General features: G+C 65.5%; 16 protein-coding genes and 1 tRNA gene. 12 read left to right on the plus strand and 5 right to left on the minus strand.

The window, feature by feature from the left end; genetic code table 11:
* Nucleotides 1-143: 143 nt before the first annotated feature.
* The 10 genes from ybgC to ACYVGK_RS05365 all read left to right on the plus strand — a co-directional run bounded on the left by ybgC (nt 144) and on the right by ACYVGK_RS05365 (nt 7,488).
* Entirely contained in the window at nt 144-551 is a 408-nt protein-coding gene (ybgC, locus tag ACYVGK_RS05320) for a tol-pal system-associated acyl-CoA thioesterase (protein ID WP_460732196.1), read from the plus strand.
* Complete coding sequence (tolQ, locus tag ACYVGK_RS05325; RefSeq protein ID WP_460732198.1) at nt 548-1,342, plus strand: protein TolQ; 795 nt, start codon at nt 548-550, stop codon at nt 1,340-1,342. Before ybgC ends, tolQ begins: the two co-directional genes overlap by 4 nt.
* A 67-nt stretch (nt 1,343-1,409) precedes the next feature.
* Nucleotides 1,410-1,850, plus strand: a complete 441-nt coding sequence (tolR, locus tag ACYVGK_RS05330) for a protein TolR (RefSeq protein WP_460732200.1) — start codon at nt 1,410-1,412, stop codon at nt 1,848-1,850.
* A complete protein-coding gene (locus tag ACYVGK_RS05335; protein WP_460732201.1) occupies nt 1,847-2,755 on the plus strand; it encodes a cell envelope integrity protein TolA in 909 nt (302 codons plus the stop codon). Before tolR ends, ACYVGK_RS05335 begins: the two co-directional genes overlap by 4 nt.
* Nucleotides 2,756-2,897: 142 nt before the next feature.
* Nucleotides 2,898-4,217 (plus strand): Tol-Pal system beta propeller repeat protein TolB, encoded by a 1,320-nt coding sequence (gene tolB, locus ACYVGK_RS05340; protein ID WP_460732203.1) that lies wholly within the window; start codon nt 2,898-2,900, stop codon nt 4,215-4,217.
* 164 nt (nt 4,218-4,381) lie between these two features.
* On the plus strand, nt 4,382-4,897 hold the full coding sequence (pal, locus tag ACYVGK_RS05345) for a peptidoglycan-associated lipoprotein Pal (RefSeq protein ID WP_460732205.1): 516 nt from the start codon (nt 4,382-4,384) through the stop codon (nt 4,895-4,897).
* Between the two features lie 85 nt (nt 4,898-4,982).
* Nucleotides 4,983-5,831, plus strand: a complete 849-nt coding sequence (gene ybgF, locus ACYVGK_RS05350) for a tol-pal system protein YbgF (RefSeq protein ID WP_460732206.1) — start codon at nt 4,983-4,985, stop codon at nt 5,829-5,831.
* A gap of 60 nt (nt 5,832-5,891) precedes the next feature.
* Complete coding sequence (queE, locus tag ACYVGK_RS05355) at nt 5,892-6,566, plus strand: 7-carboxy-7-deazaguanine synthase QueE (protein WP_460732207.1); 675 nt, start codon at nt 5,892-5,894, stop codon at nt 6,564-6,566.
* 48 nt (nt 6,567-6,614) lie between these two features.
* Nucleotides 6,615-7,313 (plus strand): 7-cyano-7-deazaguanine synthase QueC, encoded by a 699-nt coding sequence (gene queC, locus ACYVGK_RS05360; RefSeq protein WP_460732208.1) that lies wholly within the window; start codon nt 6,615-6,617, stop codon nt 7,311-7,313.
* A gap of 99 nt (nt 7,314-7,412) precedes the next feature.
* A tRNA-Lys gene (locus ACYVGK_RS05365) sits at nt 7,413-7,488 on the plus strand.
* Nucleotides 7,489-7,919: 431 nt separating this feature from the next.
* Here the strand turns inward: ACYVGK_RS05365 and recQ are convergent.
* Complete coding sequence (gene recQ, locus ACYVGK_RS05370; protein WP_460732209.1) at nt 7,920-9,722, minus strand: DNA helicase RecQ; 1,803 nt, start codon at nt 9,720-9,722, stop codon at nt 7,920-7,922.
* 198 nt (nt 9,723-9,920) lie between these two features.
* Nucleotides 9,921-10,469, minus strand: a complete 549-nt coding sequence (locus ACYVGK_RS05375; RefSeq protein ID WP_460732210.1) for a Dps family protein — start codon at nt 10,467-10,469, stop codon at nt 9,921-9,923.
* 87 nt (nt 10,470-10,556) lie between these two features.
* Between ACYVGK_RS05375 and hrpA the strand changes: the two genes are divergently transcribed.
* Complete coding sequence (gene hrpA, locus ACYVGK_RS05380) at nt 10,557-14,561, plus strand: ATP-dependent RNA helicase HrpA (RefSeq protein WP_460732211.1); 4,005 nt, start codon at nt 10,557-10,559, stop codon at nt 14,559-14,561.
* 19 nt (nt 14,562-14,580) lie between these two features.
* Here hrpA and ACYVGK_RS05385 read toward each other — a convergent pair whose 3' ends face one another.
* From ACYVGK_RS05385 to ACYVGK_RS05395, 3 genes are all read right to left on the minus strand, one after another.
* Complete coding sequence (locus tag ACYVGK_RS05385; protein ID WP_460732213.1) at nt 14,581-15,057, minus strand: hypothetical protein; 477 nt, start codon at nt 15,055-15,057, stop codon at nt 14,581-14,583.
* A 93-nt stretch (nt 15,058-15,150) separates the two neighbouring features.
* A complete protein-coding gene (locus ACYVGK_RS05390; RefSeq protein ID WP_460732214.1) occupies nt 15,151-15,612 on the minus strand; it encodes a hypothetical protein in 462 nt (153 codons plus the stop codon).
* A 39-nt stretch (nt 15,613-15,651) separates the two neighbouring features.
* On the minus strand, nt 15,652-16,152 hold the full coding sequence (locus ACYVGK_RS05395) for a hypothetical protein (RefSeq protein WP_460732215.1): 501 nt from the start codon (nt 16,150-16,152) through the stop codon (nt 15,652-15,654).
* Nucleotides 16,153-16,283: 131 nt separating this feature from the next.
* Here ACYVGK_RS05395 and ACYVGK_RS05400 point away from each other — a divergent pair, with 131 nt between their 5' ends.
* Nucleotides 16,284-18,371, plus strand: a complete 2,088-nt coding sequence (locus tag ACYVGK_RS05400; RefSeq protein WP_460732454.1) for a RelA/SpoT family protein — start codon at nt 16,284-16,286, stop codon at nt 18,369-18,371.
* Nucleotides 18,372-18,391: the final 20 nt, after the last annotated feature.

The following is an 18,391-nucleotide window of genomic DNA, read 5'->3' on the forward strand; positions in this document are numbered from 1 at the left end:
GGAAGGCAAGCGCCTGTGCGCTTTCGTATCGTGGAATGAGCGGTATGCACGTGAGCGAGATCGCGCCATCGCGCAGAATGCGCGCCCTTGCAGGAAACCGTATTTCACGTTTCGTGATGTCCGTACCCGGGAATTCTTAACGCATGTTCAGCCATCCGGTCCGCATTTACTGGGAAGATACCGATGCCGGCGGCGTCGTGTACCACGCGCAATACCTGGCCTTTCTCGAGCGTGCACGCAGCGAATGGATGCGCACGCAGGGCTACGGACAGGAATTGCTGCGACAGGAGCACGGCCTGATGTTTGCGGTGCGCGCGATGCAGCTCGATTTCCTCAAGCCCGCACGGCTGGACGATGCGCTGGAGGTGACCTCTGCTTTGCAGGAGTGTCGCCGCGCCAGCCTGGTCTTCGCCCAGGAGATCCGCCGTGGTGAGGAGCGTCTGCTCACTGCCACAGTCCGAGTCGCCGCACTGGGCACGGACTTCCGCCCAACCCCCATTCCGCAACCGTTGTACGACGAACTGAACGCACTGGTGGAGAAAGCAGCATGACCCCCGCAACCTTCATGGCGATGCAAGCCACCGTCGAAGCCCTGCCCGAAGACGCGCCGGCGCAGGCCACCGCGATTGCCGATACGGCTGCGCAGGGCGCGGCGGCGGCGAACTCGAATCTCGATCTGCTGCGCCTCGTGATCGACGCCAGTCTGCCGGTGCAGCTGATCATGGGCCTGCTGATCGTGGCTTCGCTCGTATCGTGGGTGATCATCTTCCGCAAGCGCGGCGTCATCGCACGCGCGCACAAGGAAGCCGTCGGCTTCGAGGAAAAGTTTTGGTCGGGTGCCGAGCTCACCAAGCTCTACGCCGGCGCCACCCAGCACCGCACCCCGGTCGTGGGCATGGAAGCGATCTTCGAAGCCGGTTTCCGCGAATTCGGTCGTCTTCGCCAGCGCAAGGGCGTCGATTCGCGCGTGCAGCTGGAAGGCGCGCAGCGCGCCATGCGCGCCACCGGTTCGCGTGAGATCGATGGCCTGGAACACAACCTCGAATTGCTCGCGAATATCGGTTCCACCGCGCCGTACATCGGCCTGGTCGGCACGGTATTCGGCATCATGGTGACCATGCACGGCCTGCTCGCCAGCGGCGCGCAGGTCGGCATCAAGGACGTGGCGCCGGGCATTTCCGAAGCCCTGCTAGCGACCGCGATGGGCCTGTTCGTGGCCATCCCCGCCGTGTGGGCCTACAACCGCTTCGCCAACGGCGTGGAGCGCCTGGCCGTGCGGTACGACGCATTCGCTGAGGAGTTCTCTTCGATCCTGCAGCGTCAGGCGCACGCCGACGAGTAACTCCTTTGTCCGGCATCGTGCGTTGGATTGCATGCTGGACAGCCGTTGAACGAATACGAGAGTTGCCATGTCCGTCCTCTCCATGCGCCGCCATCGCAAGCGCAAGCTCAAGGCCGAGATCAACGTCGTGCCCTACATCGACGTGATGCTGGTGTTGCTGGTGATCTTCATGGTCACCGCACCGCTGCTTACGCTGGGCGTGGACGTCGATCTGCCCCAGACCAACGCGAAGTCGGTCAACGCCAAGAACGATCCGATCGTCGTGAGCGTGTATCCCGACGGCAGCTATGCGCTGGCGGTGAAGGCCGGCAAGAACGAGGCGATGACGGCGCAATCGCTGGAAGCGCGCGTGCGCGCGATCGTCAGCCAGAACAAGGATGCGTCCATCTTCGTCGCCGCGCAGGGCGAGGGGAAATACCAGGACGTGATGAACGTGATGGAGCTGTTGCAGCGCGCCAAGGTCAAGAAGATCGGCCTGATGAGCGATCCGAAGAGCAGCCGTAAATGAGAGAAACTCCTGCCGATACTGCGCAGGCTTTCGTTCTCGCCGTGCTGCTGCACCTGGCGTTGTTCGCCGTGCTGTTCATCGGTCTGTGGTGGACGCGCAGCGCGACACCCGCCGCGGCAGGAGCGATGTCCGCCGAACTCATGGATGTGAGCCAGCTGTCCTCCGCGATGCGCCAGACGCTGCAGCGCAAGCCCGAGCCGCTGCCGGTGGAGGAACCTGAGCCGCTGCCGGAACCGATTCCCGAGCCGGTCGAGCCGCAGCCTAAGGCGCAGGACTTCATTCCCGTTCCCGATGAGACCAATCAGGAAGCGGTCACCGAGCAGCCGACGCCGACGCCTTCGGAAGAGAAGAAGGTGCAGGAAGCCAAGCAGCGCCAGGAACAGGTCGATCTCACTCAGCAGGAGCGGCAGCAGCAGGCGCAGGAAAAGCAGCGCCTGACCGAGATGGAGATCCAGCGCCAGAAGCAGCTGGAAGACATCCGCCGCCGTCGTGCCTCCGCCTCCCGCGAGGCCACGCTGGCCGAGCAGCGGCTGGAACAACTGGCCAATGCCCGCTCGCGCAGCGCCGCCGAAGCCGCAGCCGAAAACGATGCCCAGGCCAGCGGCGCCAATGGCACCGACAACGGGCTTCAGGCGCGCTACAAGGCCGCTTTGATGGCGGCGATCCTTGCCAAATGGACGCGTCCGGATTCCGTGCCGCTCGGTTCCACCTGCCGTTTGAACATCCGGCAGCTGCCGGGCGGGCAGGTGATGGGCGTCGAAGTGACTGAGCCATGCGCCTACGACGAACAGGGTCGGCGTTCTATCGAAGCCGCCGTGTTGAAGGCCCAGCCGCTGCCTTATGCCGGATTCGAGGCCGTGTTCAACCGCAATCTGAACCTCAATTTCCGGGCCGAGGAACGCTAGGTAAGACCTGTAACCGGGTTGTGCCTACTTTTCGGGCTTGAGGCGGCGTTAACCAAACAGTTGTTAAGAATACGAACCTGAACAAGACCGCATCAGCGGTCCGCCCCTGCAGCCCCCCCATCACCAAGTTTTCGGAGCGCTGATGAATCGATCCTCGTCGTACCTGACCTTGCGTTGGCTGACCGCGCTGCTGTCCCTTCTGTTTCCGCTTGCGGCCAGCGCCCAACAGGGCCTCGAAATCGACATCGTGGGCGGCAACGCCTCCGCGGTGCCCATCGCCGTGATCCCGATGCAGGGCCCGGCGACGCTGCAGACCGATGTCGCCAAGGTCGTCGCCGCGGATCTCAACCGATCGGGCTCGTTCCGTAGCCTCGCTGATCGCGACATCGTCGAGCGCCCCTCGCGCGGCGCCGAAATCAACTTCCCGACGTGGGCCGCGCTCAACCAGGACTACATCCTCGTTGGACGCGTGCTCGATGCCGCTGACGGCAGCTATCGCATCGAATACGAACTCTTCGACGTCGCCCGCAAGGAGCGGTTGTTTGGCTTCGCCAAGAATGCGCGCGGTACGGCGATGCGCGATGTCGCGCACCAGATCGCTGACGCCGTGTACGAGAAGGTGACTGGTATCCGCGGCGCCTTCTATACCCGCATCGCCTATGTCACTGCGGTCGGCACCGGCAGAGCCACGCGCTATGCGCTGATGGTGGCCGACAGCGACGGCTTCAACCCGCAGACTGTGGTGCGCTCTTCCGAGCCGCTGCTGTCGCCGTCGTGGAGTCCGGATGGCGGCAAGCTTGCCTATGTCAGCTACGAAGGCGGTAATTCCTCGATCTACCTGCAGACGATCGCCTCTGGTGCCCGCGAGCTGATCGCCAAGTTCCGTGGCATCAATGGCGCTCCGTCGTTCTCGCCGGATGGACGCAAGCTTGCGCTCACCCTGTCGAAGACCGGCAATCCGGAGATCTATGTGATGGACCTGGGCAGCCGTGCGCTGACCCAGATCACCAACCACTTCGCCATCGATACGTCGGCGGTGTGGAGTAGCGATGGCAGCACGCTTTATTTCACCTCCGACCGCGGCGGCAAGCCGCAGATCTACCAGGTGCCGGCAACCGGCGGTGGCGCTACCCGCGTCACCTTCCAGGGCAGCTACAACGCGGACCCGACGGTCTCCAGCGATGGCAAGAAGCTGGCCACTACGCAGCAGTCGGGCGGCGGATACCGGATCGCGATGATGGACAAGAGCGTGGGTGGTTCCTGGAGCAATCTGTCGCCAGGCTCCCTTGACGAATCGCCGAGCTTCGCGCCGAACGGGATGATGATTCTCTATGCGGCGCGCGAAGGTCGCCGTGATGTGCTGTATGCCGTCTCCTCGGATGCCCGCGTACGCCAGCGCCTGGTTCTTGCCGATGGCGACGTGCGCGAGCCGGCCTGGGGTCCGTATCGCCCCAGCAACTGACTCACGAAGGCGGTTTGTGCGGATTCGGGCGCAAACCTCCAACGCGTAACGCCGGTCACGCCCCCTGTTCAGGTTGACTGGTAGGCTAGTCAAGTTTCCGTCGCTCGTTCCGATGCTCGCGACACCCCCGTAACCGCTGCACCGCTCCCAGACGAGGAATAACCATGAATAACACCACTCGTATTCTTGTTGCCGCACTGCTGTGCACCACTGCCGTCGCCTGCTCGAAGAAGGTGAAGGAAGTGCCGCCGGCCGAACCCACTGTTGTCGAACAGCCGCCGGTCACCCAGCCGCCGGTTGCGAAGACCGGTTTCGGTCCGGAAGACCTCGACACCGATGCCTGCCTGCGTCAGCGTGTCGTGTACTTCGACTTCGACCAGGACGCGCTGAAGCCGGAGTTCCAGGCCATCGTCGCCTGCCACGCCAAGTACCTGCAGGACCGTCCGTCCTCGCGCATCACCCTGGAAGGCAATGCCGACGAGCGCGGCAGCCGTGAGTACAACCAGGGCCTCGGCGAGCGCCGTGGCAATGCCGTGTCGTCGGCCGTCCAGGCTAATGGCGGCTCGGGCGGCCAGCTCACCGTGGTCAGCTACGGCGAAGAGCGTCCGACCTGCACCGACTCGACCGAAGATTGCTGGGCCAAGAATCGCCGCGTCGAAATCGTCTACACCGCGAAGTAAGCAGTAAAACGGCGCATCCTCCCTCGCAAGGCGGGGGAGGGTGTCTCGGGGTTTGAACTTTCCCGCATCACTAGGTCAAACCTTCATGCGCACAAGATTCCTGCTCCCTGTGTTCATGGTCGCCTGCGCCGTCTCGGCGCCCGCCGTGGCCCAACGTACCAGCCTGGCCGATCGCGTGGCTGCCCTCGAGGCGCGCGCCGCCAACAACCAGGCCAACGTCGACCTGCTCAACCAGCTGACCCAGCTGCGGTCCGAAGTGCAGGCCCTGCGCGCCCAGGTCGAAGAGCTGCAACAGCAGAATCAGCAGCTGCAGTCCACCGCGAAGGCGCAGTACCTCGATATCGACGACCGCCTCAATCGTCTGGAAACGACGGGTGGTGCGGCGGCGAAGCCGGCCATGCCCGCGACCCCGACGACTCCCGCCACGAAGCCGGCTGCCCCGACGACGCCTGCCACCAAACCCGCCGCAGCCGCGTCAGGCCCGTCCGACAAGGGGCCCACGGTCTATGGCGACAAGGGCGCGATCGCCCAGGGAGCCGGTGAACGTACGGCTTACGACGCCGCGTTCAATGCGCTCAAGGCCGGCCAGTACGTGCAGTCGGCGGAGCTCTTCCAGAATTTCCTCGCGCAGTATCCGAATGGCAGCTATACGCCCAATGCCCTGTATTGGCTGGGCGAGAGCTACTACGTGACCCAGAACTACCAGCTTGCGCAGGAACAGTTCCAGACCCTGCTGGATCGCTATCCGACCCACGACAAGGCCTCCGGAGCCCTGCTCAAGGTGGGACTCGCGCAGTACGGCGCGCGCCAGCTCGAGGCCGCCGAGCGCACGCTGACCGAGGTGACGCGCCGCTATCCCGGCACCGACGCCGCGCGCACGGCCGCCGATCGCCTGAGCGCCCTGCATCTTGGACAGATGGCACCTTCGCGATAAATCCCCGCGATTTGAGGCGTCGCGGCCGGGCCGTCCGCCCGCGCACGGTACAATGTCGCCATGAACGCCGTTCCGACCGAGGCGGCCGCCTCCGCGGAACGCCTCAAGATCACCGAAATATTCCTCTCCCTGCAGGGTGAGGCCCGCCACGCCGGCTGGCCGACCGTCTTCGTGCGCCTGACCGGCTGTCCGCTGCGCTGCCAGTACTGCGACACCGCCTATGCCTTCCACGGTGGCGAGTGGTGGAGCATCGACGACATCCTGGCCGAAGTAGCCAAACACGGCGCGCGCCACGTCTGCGTCACCGGCGGCGAGCCGCTGTCGCAGAAGCGCTGCATCGGTCTGCTGGAGCGTCTGTGCGACGCGGGCTATGAGGTTTCGCTGGAGACTTCTGGCGCGATCGATATCAGCGAAGTCGATCAGCGTGTGTCGCGCGTGCTCGACATCAAGACCCCGGGTTCGCAGGAAGTCCATCGCAACCTGTGGTCCAACCTGGCGCAGCTCACGCCGCACGACCAGATCAAGTTCGTGATCTGTTCGCGCGAGGACTACGAGTGGGCGAAGTCCATCCTCGAAGAGCATCGCCTGACGCAGATCTGCGAAGTGCTGTTCTCGCCCAGCTACACGCAGGTGTCGCCGCGTGAACTGGCCGACTGGATCGTCGCCGACCACCTGCAGGTGCGTTTCCAGATGCAGCTGCACAAGATCCTGTGGAATGACGAACGCGGGCGTTGAGCGTCCGGCGTCGTTTCGAATCTCCGCTTCAAAATCGTTCCCTACTCCATGAAAAAAGCCGTCGTCCTCGTTTCCGGAGGCATGGACTCCGCCGTCGTCATCGCCATCGCGCGCGAGCAGGGCTTTGCCGTGCACGCCTTGAGCGTGCGTTACGGGCAGCGCCATACCTCCGAGCTCGACGCCGCCGATCGTGTCTCCCGCACGCTCGGTGCGGTGGCGCACAAGACCGTTAACGTCGACCTGCGCAGCATCGGCGGTTCGGCGCTGACCGACGAGCACATCGCGGTGCCCACCGACGCCGATGGCCATGCCGTGGGCGCGAATGCACCGTCGGGCGTCATTCCCGTCACCTACGTACCGGCGCGCAACACGATCATGTTGTCGGTGGCATTGGGCTGGGCCGAAGTGCTGGGCGCGAACGACATCTTCTGCGGCGTTAACGCGGTCGACTATTCCGGGTATCCCGATTGCCGTCCCGAATTCATCGCGGCGTTCCAGAGCCTCGCGAACCTCGCCACTAAGGCGGGCGTGGAGGGCGCAGGGCTGCAAGTGCACGCGCCGCTGCAGTTCCTCAGCAAGGCCGACATCGTGCGTGAAGGCCTGCGTCTGGGCGTGGACTTCAGCGAAACCGTGTCGTGTTACCAGGCCGATGCCGAAGGCCGTGCCTGTGGGCACTGCGACGCCTGTCGCCTGCGCGCTGAAGGTTTCGCGGCGGCGGGCGTGGCCGATCCCACCCGTTACGCCTGAATTCCGGGGCTCCGGACGGGTCTGCAGAAAACCGCGCGCCTGCGCTAGAATGCGCACCCCGGCGCAAGGCCGGGAGCGGCAGAGCCGCTTGGAATACCTGGGTCGTTAGCTCAGTCGGTAGAGCATCGGACTTTTAATCCGCTGGTCGTCGGTTCGATTCCGACACGACCCACCATTCCAGTTGTTGCCGAATGCATCGGCGCGCGGCGGCGCGGTAACACGGTCGTAGCCATGGGCTGTGGCGGCGCGGTTCGATTCCGACACGACCCACCATTCCAGTTGTTGCCGAATGCATCGGCGCGCGGCGGCGCGGTAACACCGTCGTAGCCATGGGCTGTGGCGGCGCGGTTCGATTCCGACACGACCCACCATTCCAGTTGTTGCCGAATGCATCGGCGCGCGGCGGCGCGGTAACACGGTCGTAGCCATGGGCTGTGGCGGCGCGGTTCGATTCCGACACGACCCACCATTCCAGTTGTTGTCGAATGTACCGGCGCGCGGCGGCGCGGTAACGCCGTCGTAGCCACGAGCTGTGGCGGCGCGGTTCGATTCCGACAAGACCCACCATTCCAGTTGCTGTCGAATGTATCGGCGCGCGGCGGCGGTTCAGGCCGCGTCGAACAACTGCTGCAACACGTCTTCGCCGTAGCGATCCAGCTTGCTCGCGCCGATGCCGGGAATGCGGGCGAGCTCATCCAGGTCCTCTGGCCCATGTGTGGCAATCGCCCGCAGCGTGCTGTCATGGAAGATCACGTAGGCCGGCACGTTCTGTTCGCGTGCGGTATTGGCGCGCCAGATGCGAAGCGCGTTGAAGCGCACCAATGCGTCCGGCGACAGATCGAAATCCTGCTCGGAGTTAGCCGCGTTGCGATCGCGCTTGCGCCGCGTCGGCGCCTGTTCGACGCGGAAATGTAGGCTCAACTCCCCGCGCAGCACCGGCCCCGCGGCTTCGGTGAGATGCAGCGCGCCGTGTGCGTCGGCTTCCAGTAGCGCATTGGCGACGAGCTGGCGGAATACGCTGCGCCAGCGGCGCTCGTCCAGGTCGCTGCCGATCGACCAGGTGCTGAGCTTGTCGTGACCGAACTGCTGCACGCGTTCGGTGCTGACGCCGCGCAGGATGTCGATGACATGCGCCGCGCCGAAGCGCTGGCCGCTGCGATACACGCACGACAAGGCCTTGCGCGCCGCAACCGTGCCGTCCCAGCTTTGCGGCGGATCGAGGCAGTTGTCGCAATTGCCGCAGGCACCGGCGTGCGCTTCGCCGAACCAACCGAGCAAGGATTGACGCCGGCACGCCGTGGATTCGCAGAAGCCGAGCAGCGCATCCAGCTTGCGCAACTCCAGGCGCTTGCGCTCCTCGCCGGCCTCGGATTGCTGGATCAGCTGGCGCAGGTTGATCGTGTCGCCCAGGCCATAGCAGAGCCAGGCTTCGGCGGGTTCGCCATCGCGGCCGGCGCGGCCGGTTTCCTGGTAATAGCCCTCGACCGATTTGGGCAGGTCGACATGCGCGACGAAGCGCACGTCCGGTTTGTCGATGCCCATGCCGAAGGCGATCGTCGCCACCATCACGATGCCGTCTTCCTGCAGGAAACGGCGCTGGTTGGTGGCGCGTATCTCCGCGTTCATGCCGGCGTGGTAGGGCAGGGCGTCGAAGCCGAGTTCGCGCAGTTGTTCGGCGACGCTGTCCACGCGCTTGCGCGAGAACGCGTAGACGATGCCGCTCTGGCCGCGATGCGCATGCAGGAAGTCGCGCAGCTGGCGCACCGCATTGTCCTTCTGCACCACGCGGTAGCGGATATTGGGCCGATCGAACGAACTGACGAAGCGGTGCGCGTCTTCCAACGCCAGGCGCTCGGCGATTTCCTGCCGGGTCGGCTCGTCCGCGGTGGCGGTCAGCGCGATGCGCGGAATCTGCGGCCAGCGTTCGTGCAGGACGGTGAGCTGGCGGTATTCGGGGCGGAAGTCGTGGCCCCACTGCGACACGCAGTGCGCCTCGTCGATGGCGAACAGCGCGATGCGGGCGCGATCGAGCAGGGACAGGAAGCGCGGCGTGAGCAGGCGTTCGGGTGCGACGTAGAGCAGGTCGAGTTCGCCGGCGAGCAGCTGGCGTTCGACGGTGGCGGCTTCGGTCGCGTCCAGCGAGGAGTTCAGGTAGGCCGCGTTGACGCCCACCTGGCGCAGCGCTTCCACCTGGTCCTGCATCAGCGCGATCAGCGGCGAGACCACGATGCCGCAGCCCTCGCGCAACAGGGCCGGCAGCTGGTAGCACAGCGACTTGCCGCCGCCCGTGGGCATCAGGACCAGGGCGTCCTCGCCACAGGTGACCCGCTCGACGATCTGCGCCTGCTCGCCACGGAATTCACGGTGGCCAAAAATGCGGCGGAGCAGGTCTAGGGCGGCGTCGGACATGCCGTCATTTTACGTGGCCGGATGGCCCAGCCCATCGGGCATTGCCACTGTCGACGCTGGGAATTTTCCGAATCTGCTTCGATCCGGGCAATGAGGCCCCGCACTCCCGCGGGGCCTCGGGATGGACGCGTCGTGGATTGCTGCAGCTTTTCCGCTTCGGGCTGAAGCGCCGGGCGGGCCGGCACTACGAACGCGCGGCTACTGCAACAGCGACCGCAGCATCCACGCATTCTTCTCGTGCACCTGCAGCCGCTGGGTCATCAGGTCCACGGTCGGATCGTCGCCGCCCTCATCCGCGATCTTGAGCACCTTGCGTGCGGTGCGCGCCACCGCCTCGTTGCCTGCGACCAGCTGACGAACCATTTCGTGCCAGTCGGCGGTATCGGTCAGGCCCGGTTCCTCGGGAATCGAGGTCAGGCGGATGAACTCGGCGTACGAGCCCGGCGCATTGAAGCCCAGGGCGCGGATGCGCTCGGCGGTCTCGTCCAGCGCGAGCCACTGCTCGTTGTACTGGCCCTCGAACATCACGTGCAGGCTGTTGAACATCGGCCCGGTGACGTTCCAGTGGAAATTGTGGGTCTTCAGGTACAGGGTGAAGCTGTCGGAGAGGAATCGCGACAGGCCCTCCGCGATCTTCTTGCGATCGCCCCCGCTGATCCCGATATCGATCGCTGGTGCATTACCGCTTGCGCCGGACTGCGGCTTCGACTTGGTCGGTTCGGACTTCGACGGCTTGCTCTTGGCCATGCTGGACTCCCTGTGGGTGGACGCTTGCGGCGACAATAGGCCCGCAACCGCACGGTTTGAAGTCAATTGTTTCTTTCACTTGGATAGATGAACCCTATCGACGCAAATGCTAAGTCCGCGTCACGGCCGGCCGGCAAAGGCCCGGCGCGTGGCGCGGATCCCAGTCGTGAAGCCGAACTGCGCCAGGCCCGTCGCGCCATCGATGGAGCGCTGAGTCGCGATCGCGGCCGGCTGCATGGGCTTTGGTCGCGCTGGAGCGGCAAGCCGGCCGACGACAAGGCGCAGGCTGCGTTCGCGCAGGCTTTGGCCGCATCTGTCGGCCAGCGCGAAGCGCGCGTGGGCGCGCTCCCGCAGGCGCAGGTGGATCCGTCGCTGCCGATCGCCGCCGAGGGCGACCGTATCGTCGAACTGATCCGGCAACACCAGGTGGTGGTGATCGCGGGCGAAACCGGTTCGGGCAAGACCACGCAGCTGCCCAAGCTGTGCTTGGCCGCCGGCCGCGGCGCGGCGGGCATGATCGGCTGCACCCAACCACGTCGAATTGCCGCACGCGCCGTGGCTCGACGCGTGGCCGAGGAATTGAGCACGCCGCTCGGCGGCGCAGTCGGCTACCAGGTCCGCTTCACCGAAAACGTCGGCGAGCAGACCGCGGTGAAGTTCATGACCGATGGCATCCTGCTTGCCGAGATCCAGTCCGATCGCTGGCTGTCGCAGTACGACACGATCCTGATCGACGAGGCGCACGAGCGCAGCCTCAACATCGACTTCCTGCTCGGTTACCTCAAGCAGCTGCTGCAGAAGCGCCGCGACCTGAAGGTGATCGTCACCTCGGCGACCATCGACACCGAGCGCTTTGCCGCGCATTTCGGCAACGCACCGGTGGTGAATGTCGAAGGCCGTAGCTACCCGGTGTCCTTGCGCTACCGGCCATTGGAAGGCGAGAGCGAAAGCGAAGGCGAACGCACCGTCAACGACGGCATCGTGTCCGCCTGCGACGAGATCACGCGCGAGGATCCACGCGGCGATGTGCTGATCTTCCTGGCCGGCGAACGCGAGATTCGCGACGCGCACCAGTCGCTGGAGCGACGCAAGTACCGCGAGACGGAGGTATTGCCGCTGTACGCGCGGCTCTCCGTGCGTGACCAGGATCGCGTGTTCAACCCGGGGCCGAAGCGCCGCATCGTACTGGCGACCAACGTCGCCGAGACGTCGCTGACGGTGCCGCGCATCCGTTACGTGGTCGATCCGGGGCTGGCGCGCGTCAAGCGCTACAGCCCGCGCGGCAAGCTCGATCGTCTGCATATCGAAGACATCTCGCAAGCCAGTGCCGACCAGCGCAAGGGCCGTTGCGGCCGTATCGCCGAAGGCACCTGTTACCGGCTGTATTCGGAAGCCGATTTCGAATCGCGACCGCGCTTCACCGATCCGGAAATTCGCCGCGCCGCGCTCGCCGGCGTGATCCTGCGCATGCTGTCGCTGGGGCTTGGTCGCATCGAGGAATTTCCGTTCCTCGAACCGCCCGATCCGCGCGCCATTGCCGATGGTTGGCAGCAGCTCGCCGAACTGGGCGCGGTCGACATCGATGCCGCAGGCGGAGGACGCCAGCTCACCGCCATCGGCAAGCTGATGGCGCGGTTGCCGGTCGACGTGAAGCTGGCGCGCATGCTCGTTGCTGCCAACACCCAGGGCTGCCTGCGCGAAATGCTCACCATCGCCGCGTTCCTGGGCATCCAGGACCCGCGCGAGCGTCCGGCCGACCAGCGTGCTGCCGCCGACAATGCGCATGCGTTGTTCGCCGATCCACGTTCCGAATTCGTCGGCATCCTCAAGTTGTGGGATGCCTACCAGGATGCGCACGAGGAGCTGACCCAGTCCAAGCTACGCGCCTGGTGCGACAAGCACTTCCTCGGCTTCCTGCGCATGCGCGAGTGGCGTGAGCTGCACAGGCAGCTGAAGCTGCTGTGTGACGAACTGGGTTGGCACGTAAACGGTGCGCGCTCGGAGTTCGACCAGGCGGCATACGCCACGCTGCATCGCGCGCTGATCGCCGGTCTGCCGACCCAGCTCGGCCAGCGCGGCGACAAGGGCTTCTACGACGGTCCACGCGGTCGCAAGTTCCAGCTGTTCCCGGGCTCGCCGCTGGCCAAGAAGCCGCCGCCGTGGCTGCTCTCTGCCACGCTGCTCGACACCGAACGCGTGTGGTCGCTGACCAATGCCGGCATCGAGCCCGACTGGGCGATCAGCGAGCTGCCGCACCTGTTGTCGCGGCGCCACCACGATCCGCATTGGGCCCGTTCGCAGGGACGCGTGGTCGGCAGCGAACAGATCAGCCTGTTCGGGCTGGTACTCGCGCCGAAGCGGCCGGTGCATTACGGCGCGCTGTTCCCCGAGGAAAGCCGCGTCATCTTCGCGCGCGATGCACTGGTGACGGGCGAAATCAACACGCGCTGCGCCTTCCTGCCGCGCAACCTCGCGACCCTCGCGAAGGCGAGGGAGGAAGAAGCCAAGCAGCGCCGCGCCGGGCTTGTCGTCGACGAAGAATGGATGGCGCAGTGGTATCTCGATCGCCTGCCACCGCACGTGCACAACGCGCAGGCGCTGGACGCCTGGTACAACAAGCTGGCGGCGCCGGAGAAGGCCAAGCTGGAGTGGTCGTTCGACGATTTGATGATCGGCGGCGAAACCGAGGCCGCGCGCTTCCCGCCGTACCTCACGCTGGGCAACGCGAAGCTGGCGGTGAAATACCGGTTTGAACCCGGCGCCCTCGATGACGGCATGACCGTCGCGGTGCCGCTGCATCTGCTCAATGCGCTCGACCCGGCACGTCTGTCGTGGCTGGCGCCAGGTTTCGTGGCGGACAAGGCCGCGGGCCTGATCAAGTCGTTGCCGAAGACACTGCGTCGCAACTTCGTGCCGGCGCCGGATTTCGCACGCGCGTTCTACGAGGCGCACCCGCAGCCCTCGGCCGATTCGCTGGTGGGCGAGCTGGCGCGTTTCCTGCGCAAGCTGGGCGGCGTGGAGATTGCGGCGATCGACTTCGATGAAACCGCACTGGAGCCGCATCTGCGGATCAACCTGCGTCTGCTCGATGCGCCCGCCAAAGGCAGCGATGGAAAGTCGGTGCTGGCCGAATCGCGCGACCTCGAAGAACTGCGTCGTCGCTTCGGCGAGCGCGCGGCCGCCGCCTTCGCCGCCAAGGCGGCCGATGGCCTGGCGCAAGCCGGATTGACCGTGTTCCCTGAGACCGCGATACCGCTGTCGGTGCCGGGTGCCGGCGGTGTTCCGGCGTATCCCGCGTTGCACGACACCGGCGACAGCGCGGCATTGCGCGTGCATGCCGAACGCGACGTCGCCGAACGCGCGCATCCACGTGGTGTGCGTCGCCTGCTGGCGATCGCCTTGGTGGACAAGCTCAAGCAGGCACGCAAGCAGTTGCCGGTGTCGCCCAAGATGGGCCTGCTGTACGCGGCGATCGAATCCGCTTCACCGCGCACCGATGGACTGAAGGAAGGCGACCGCCTGCGCGCCGATCTCGTCGATGGCGCCTTCGATGCACTGACCCGCGAGGAGCTTGGCGGGATTCGCGACGCGGCGGCCTTTGCCGAGCGCCGCGATGCCGTGGCCAAGCAGGTCTTCCCGGAAGCCATGGAGCGTCTGCGTCAGGCCGAACTCATCCTCGCGGCCGTCGCCGAAGTGCGCGCGAGGCTGGAATCGCCGCTGATGGGCTGGGCCAGCGGCAACCTCGACGACATGCGTGCGCATCTGGCCGCGTTGACGCCGCCGGGCTTCCTGCGTGACGTGCCGGCGCCGGTGCTGCGCGAGTATCCGCGCTATCTCAAGGCGCTGTCGCTACGCGGTGAGCGCGCGCTGCGCGATCCCACCCGCGATCAGGCACGCATGCTCGAACTCAAGCCATTCGCCGACGCGCTCGCGCAAGCCGGGCTTGAAGGCGAGGCTGGCGAGCCGGGATGGCAGGAGCTGCGTTGGGATCTTGAAGAGTTGCGCGTTTCGCTGTTCGCGCAGGAGCTGGGTGCGCGCGGCGGGATCTCGCCGAAGAAGCTGGCGCAACGATTGGCATCGCTGCGGCGCTGAGCCGCAGCGATGACGTGGCTCAATCAATGCGGTAGACGCGCGCCTTCGGCATGTCTTCGTCGACCTGCAGGAACCAGCGCCCGGCGATCCCCGGCACCAGGACGATCTCCGGGGCCTGCAACGGCGTGCGCAACCGCATCTCGCCCTTGAGCACCTTCCACTGTTGGCCGTTTTCCAGTTCGAACACGGTGCCGGGGGCCCAGCCGTCCACGTTGCCCTTCACGCGGCTGTGGATCGGCTTTTCGTCGAGACCGATGTAGGAGCGTTGCGTGTCTTCGTGCCTGGGAGTTTCCGGGGCCGGCGCCGGAGGTGTCGCGATCTGCTTCGCGCGGAGCAGCCGGTTCAATGCCGCCAGTTGTTCGGCCGAGAGCGTGTCGAGGCCGGCTTCATGCATTTCCGCGGCATCGAGACGTTTCTCGACGTCGACATAGGTCTGCGCCTGGACGGAAGCGGTGGCAAGCGCCAGGCCGGCGCAAAGGATCAGGATTCGCAGCATGTTGCACTCTCCGCAGGGTGCCGGCAGCGCAGAGCGCTGCCGATCAACCGATCACGATGCGCATGCCGTGTTGCAAGCCGATGACGGCTCGACTCAGGGTTCGATGCGCTTCACCTTGGAACCCGCATTCATGCCTTCGATCTGCAGGTACCAGCTGCCCATCGGGCCGCGCTTCACGGTGACGTTGGGGCTGGGGATCGGCTTGGCGAGGTAGTACTCATCGCCGACCACCTGCCAGCGTTGCCCGTTATCCAGTTCCAGCACCTGGCCGTTGCGCCAGCCCTGGAAATCCCCTTTGAGCGAACCCGTGAACGTGGTTTCGGCTTCCACCTTCCGGCGAGTGCGCTCCTTGGCGGCTTCGACGACCGCCACCTGTTCGTTGCGAAGCAGCTGGTTGAGCATGGCCAATTGCTCATCCGTCAATCGATCCAGGCCGGCGGCGCGGAACTGTTCGTAGGAAAACCGCTGCTCGAGCGGCATGTAGGGACGCTCGGCGTGAGCCTGGCTGGAAGCGAACAGAATCAGCATTGCAAGGCTGGCAAGAATCAGGCGCATGCGGTTTCTCCAGTTTTGAGATATCACTTGTTCCGGACGTTACTTGGTCCGCTTAACGCTGGCGCGGGTGTTGTATCCATCGATCTGCATGTACCACGCACTGCCGATGACGCTGGGCGTGATCCGCACTTTGGGATCGGTCTTCTTTACGCCGACCAGTGTGGCCGTGTCGACCTGTTCCCAGACCTGGCCATTGTCGAGCGTCCAGCTGCGTCCCTTCGCGAAGCCGCGGAAGTCGCCGACGATCGTGGCGACGATGGGATCGGACTTGCCGAAGCTCAGGAAGCCACGGTTCTCGGTCTCGACTTTTTCCTTGGCCAGTTTGGCGGCCTTGGTCGTTTCGATCTCGAGCGTATTGTTGAGCCACGCATTGAGGTTGGCGAGTTCCTGCGGCGACAACTTGCCCAGGCCGGTGGCCCTGAACTGATCGGCAGTCATCTGCTGCTCGATCGGAGGTTGCGCGAACGCGGCAGGCGCGGCCGCGACCAGCGCAACGAGCATGAGCGAATTCCACAATGGACGCAGGCGGATCACGGGCATGGCTGTTCCTCCGGACGGTTGAGGGCTAGTGTAGACCGGTCGCTCAATTCCATCGCAATGCCGTGAGCTCGCTCGCCCCTGCCACCTTGGATGCGCTGTTGGCATCGCCTGCCGCCTCGCCGATACCGGCGATGCTGCGCGAGGCGATGCTGCGCGAGGCGATGCAGGCGGCGTACGGTGATGGAGAGGTCAAGTCGCGCAGTTCGCCCGTGGTGGTCACAGGTACGCTGGATGCACTGTCGAAGCTGGGTGCCGATGGTGAAACGATCGCCGCGGCACTGCTGTACGACTATCCGCCCACAGCGGGCTTGGCTGCTCTGGACAAGAAGTTCGGCGCGGTCGCCGCTTTGATCGAAGGACAGAATGCGGCGTCGCAGGTCTGGTCGCTGCATGCCGAGCACGGTTCGCATGCCAGCAACGAAGGGCTGCGTCGGCTGCTGCTCGCCATCGTTCGCGACCTGCGCGTGGTGCCGATCCTCCTCGCGCGCCAGCTGGCGCGCATGCGCAACGCGGCCACGCTGCCGGCGGAAGAGCAGCGTGCGCTGGCCGAGCTGACCCGCGATATCCATGCGCCTCTGGCGAATCGCCTGGGCATCTGGCAATTGAAGTGGGAGCTGGAAGACCTCGCCTTCCGCTACCTGGAACCGGATACCTACAAGCAGATCGCCCGGTTGCTGGACGAGAAGCGCGGCGATCGCGAGCGCTACATCGAAGCGGTGCAGCAGACGCTGCAGCAGGCGATGGCCGTGCAGGGCGTCAAGGCCGACATCGCGGGACGACCGAAGCACATCTACAGCATCTGGAAGAAGATGCGGCGCAAGGATGTGCCGATCAGCGAGCTCTACGACCTGCGCGCCGTCCGCGTGCTTGTCGACGATCTCGCGGCCTGCTATGCGGCGCTGGGCGTCGTGCATTCGACCTGGGTACCGATCCCTAGCGAATTCGACGATTACATCGCCCGCCCCAAGCGCAACGACTACCGCTCGCTGCACACCGCAGTGATCGGCCCGGAAGGCAAGACGCTGGAAGTGCAGATCCGCACGTTCGACATGCATCGCCAGGCCGAACTGGGCGTCGCCGCTCACTGGAAGTACAAGGAAGCCGGCAGCCACAGCGCCGATGCTGCGTTCGATCGCAAGATCGCCTGGATGCGCAAGCTGCTTGAGTCGCACGGAGAGGGCGAGGGCGCGCTCAGCGGCGAGCTGGAAAACGAGCTCGTCGAGGACCGCATCTACGTGCTCACGCCCAAGGGCGAGGTGATGGATCTCCCTGCCGGCGCGACGCCGCTCGACTTCGCGTATCACGTGCACACGCAGGTGGGACATCGCTGTCGCGGCGCCAAGGTCGACGGGCGCATCGTGCCGCTGGATCACAAGCTGCGCACGGGCGATCGCGTGGAGATCCTCACCGGCAAGACCGAGGCGCCGCGCCGCGACTGGCTGATTCCGTCCAACGGATTCCTGGCCAGTCCGCGTTCGCGCGAGAAGGTGCGGACCTGGTTCCACAAGCTCGATCGCGCGCGCAACGAGACCGAGGGCAAGGAGCTGCTGGACAAGGAGTTGCGCCGGCTGGGCGTGCTCGGTGCGGATCTCGGTCCGGTGCTGGAGCGCTTCAACGTCGACAGCGACGGCGACCTGCACGTGCTGGTGGCGCTGGGCGACGTGGGCCCGCATCAGGTGGGCCGCGCGCTGCTGGAACTGGAGCGCGCCGCCACGGCGCCTGCGGAATCCCCGACGATTCCAGTCACCCGCGCACCGCGCAAGGTGCTGACCGGGAAGACCGAGTTCACCGTCGAAGGCGTGGGCAACCTGTTGGTCCAGCTCGCGCGCTGCTGTCAGCCGGTGGCCGGCGAACCCATCGTCGGCTACGTCACCCGCGGGCGCGGCGTGAGCGTGCATCGGCCCGATTGCCCGTCTTACCTGCGCCTGGCGGCCGCGCAACCGCAGCGCGTGCTGCCGGTTGAATGGGGCAGGAAGGGCAGCGGCTATGAAGTGGACATCGAAGTGCTGGCCCTCGACCGCAAGTGGCTGCTGAAGGAAGTCAGCAACGTCATCGCCCAGGCCAATGCCCATGTCACCAGCATCAGCAGCCAGCTCGAGCGCAACGGCGCGCACGTCCGGTTGCGGGTGCGCCTGCGGGTGAACGACTACGGCCAGCTCTCGGCGCTGCTGGGCAAGCTCTCCAGCCTGCCGGGCGTCGAGCACGCGCAGCGCAGCTGAGAGGCTGTAAAACCGGTCCC

It is taken from the genome of Lysobacter tyrosinilyticus (assembly GCF_054779815.1).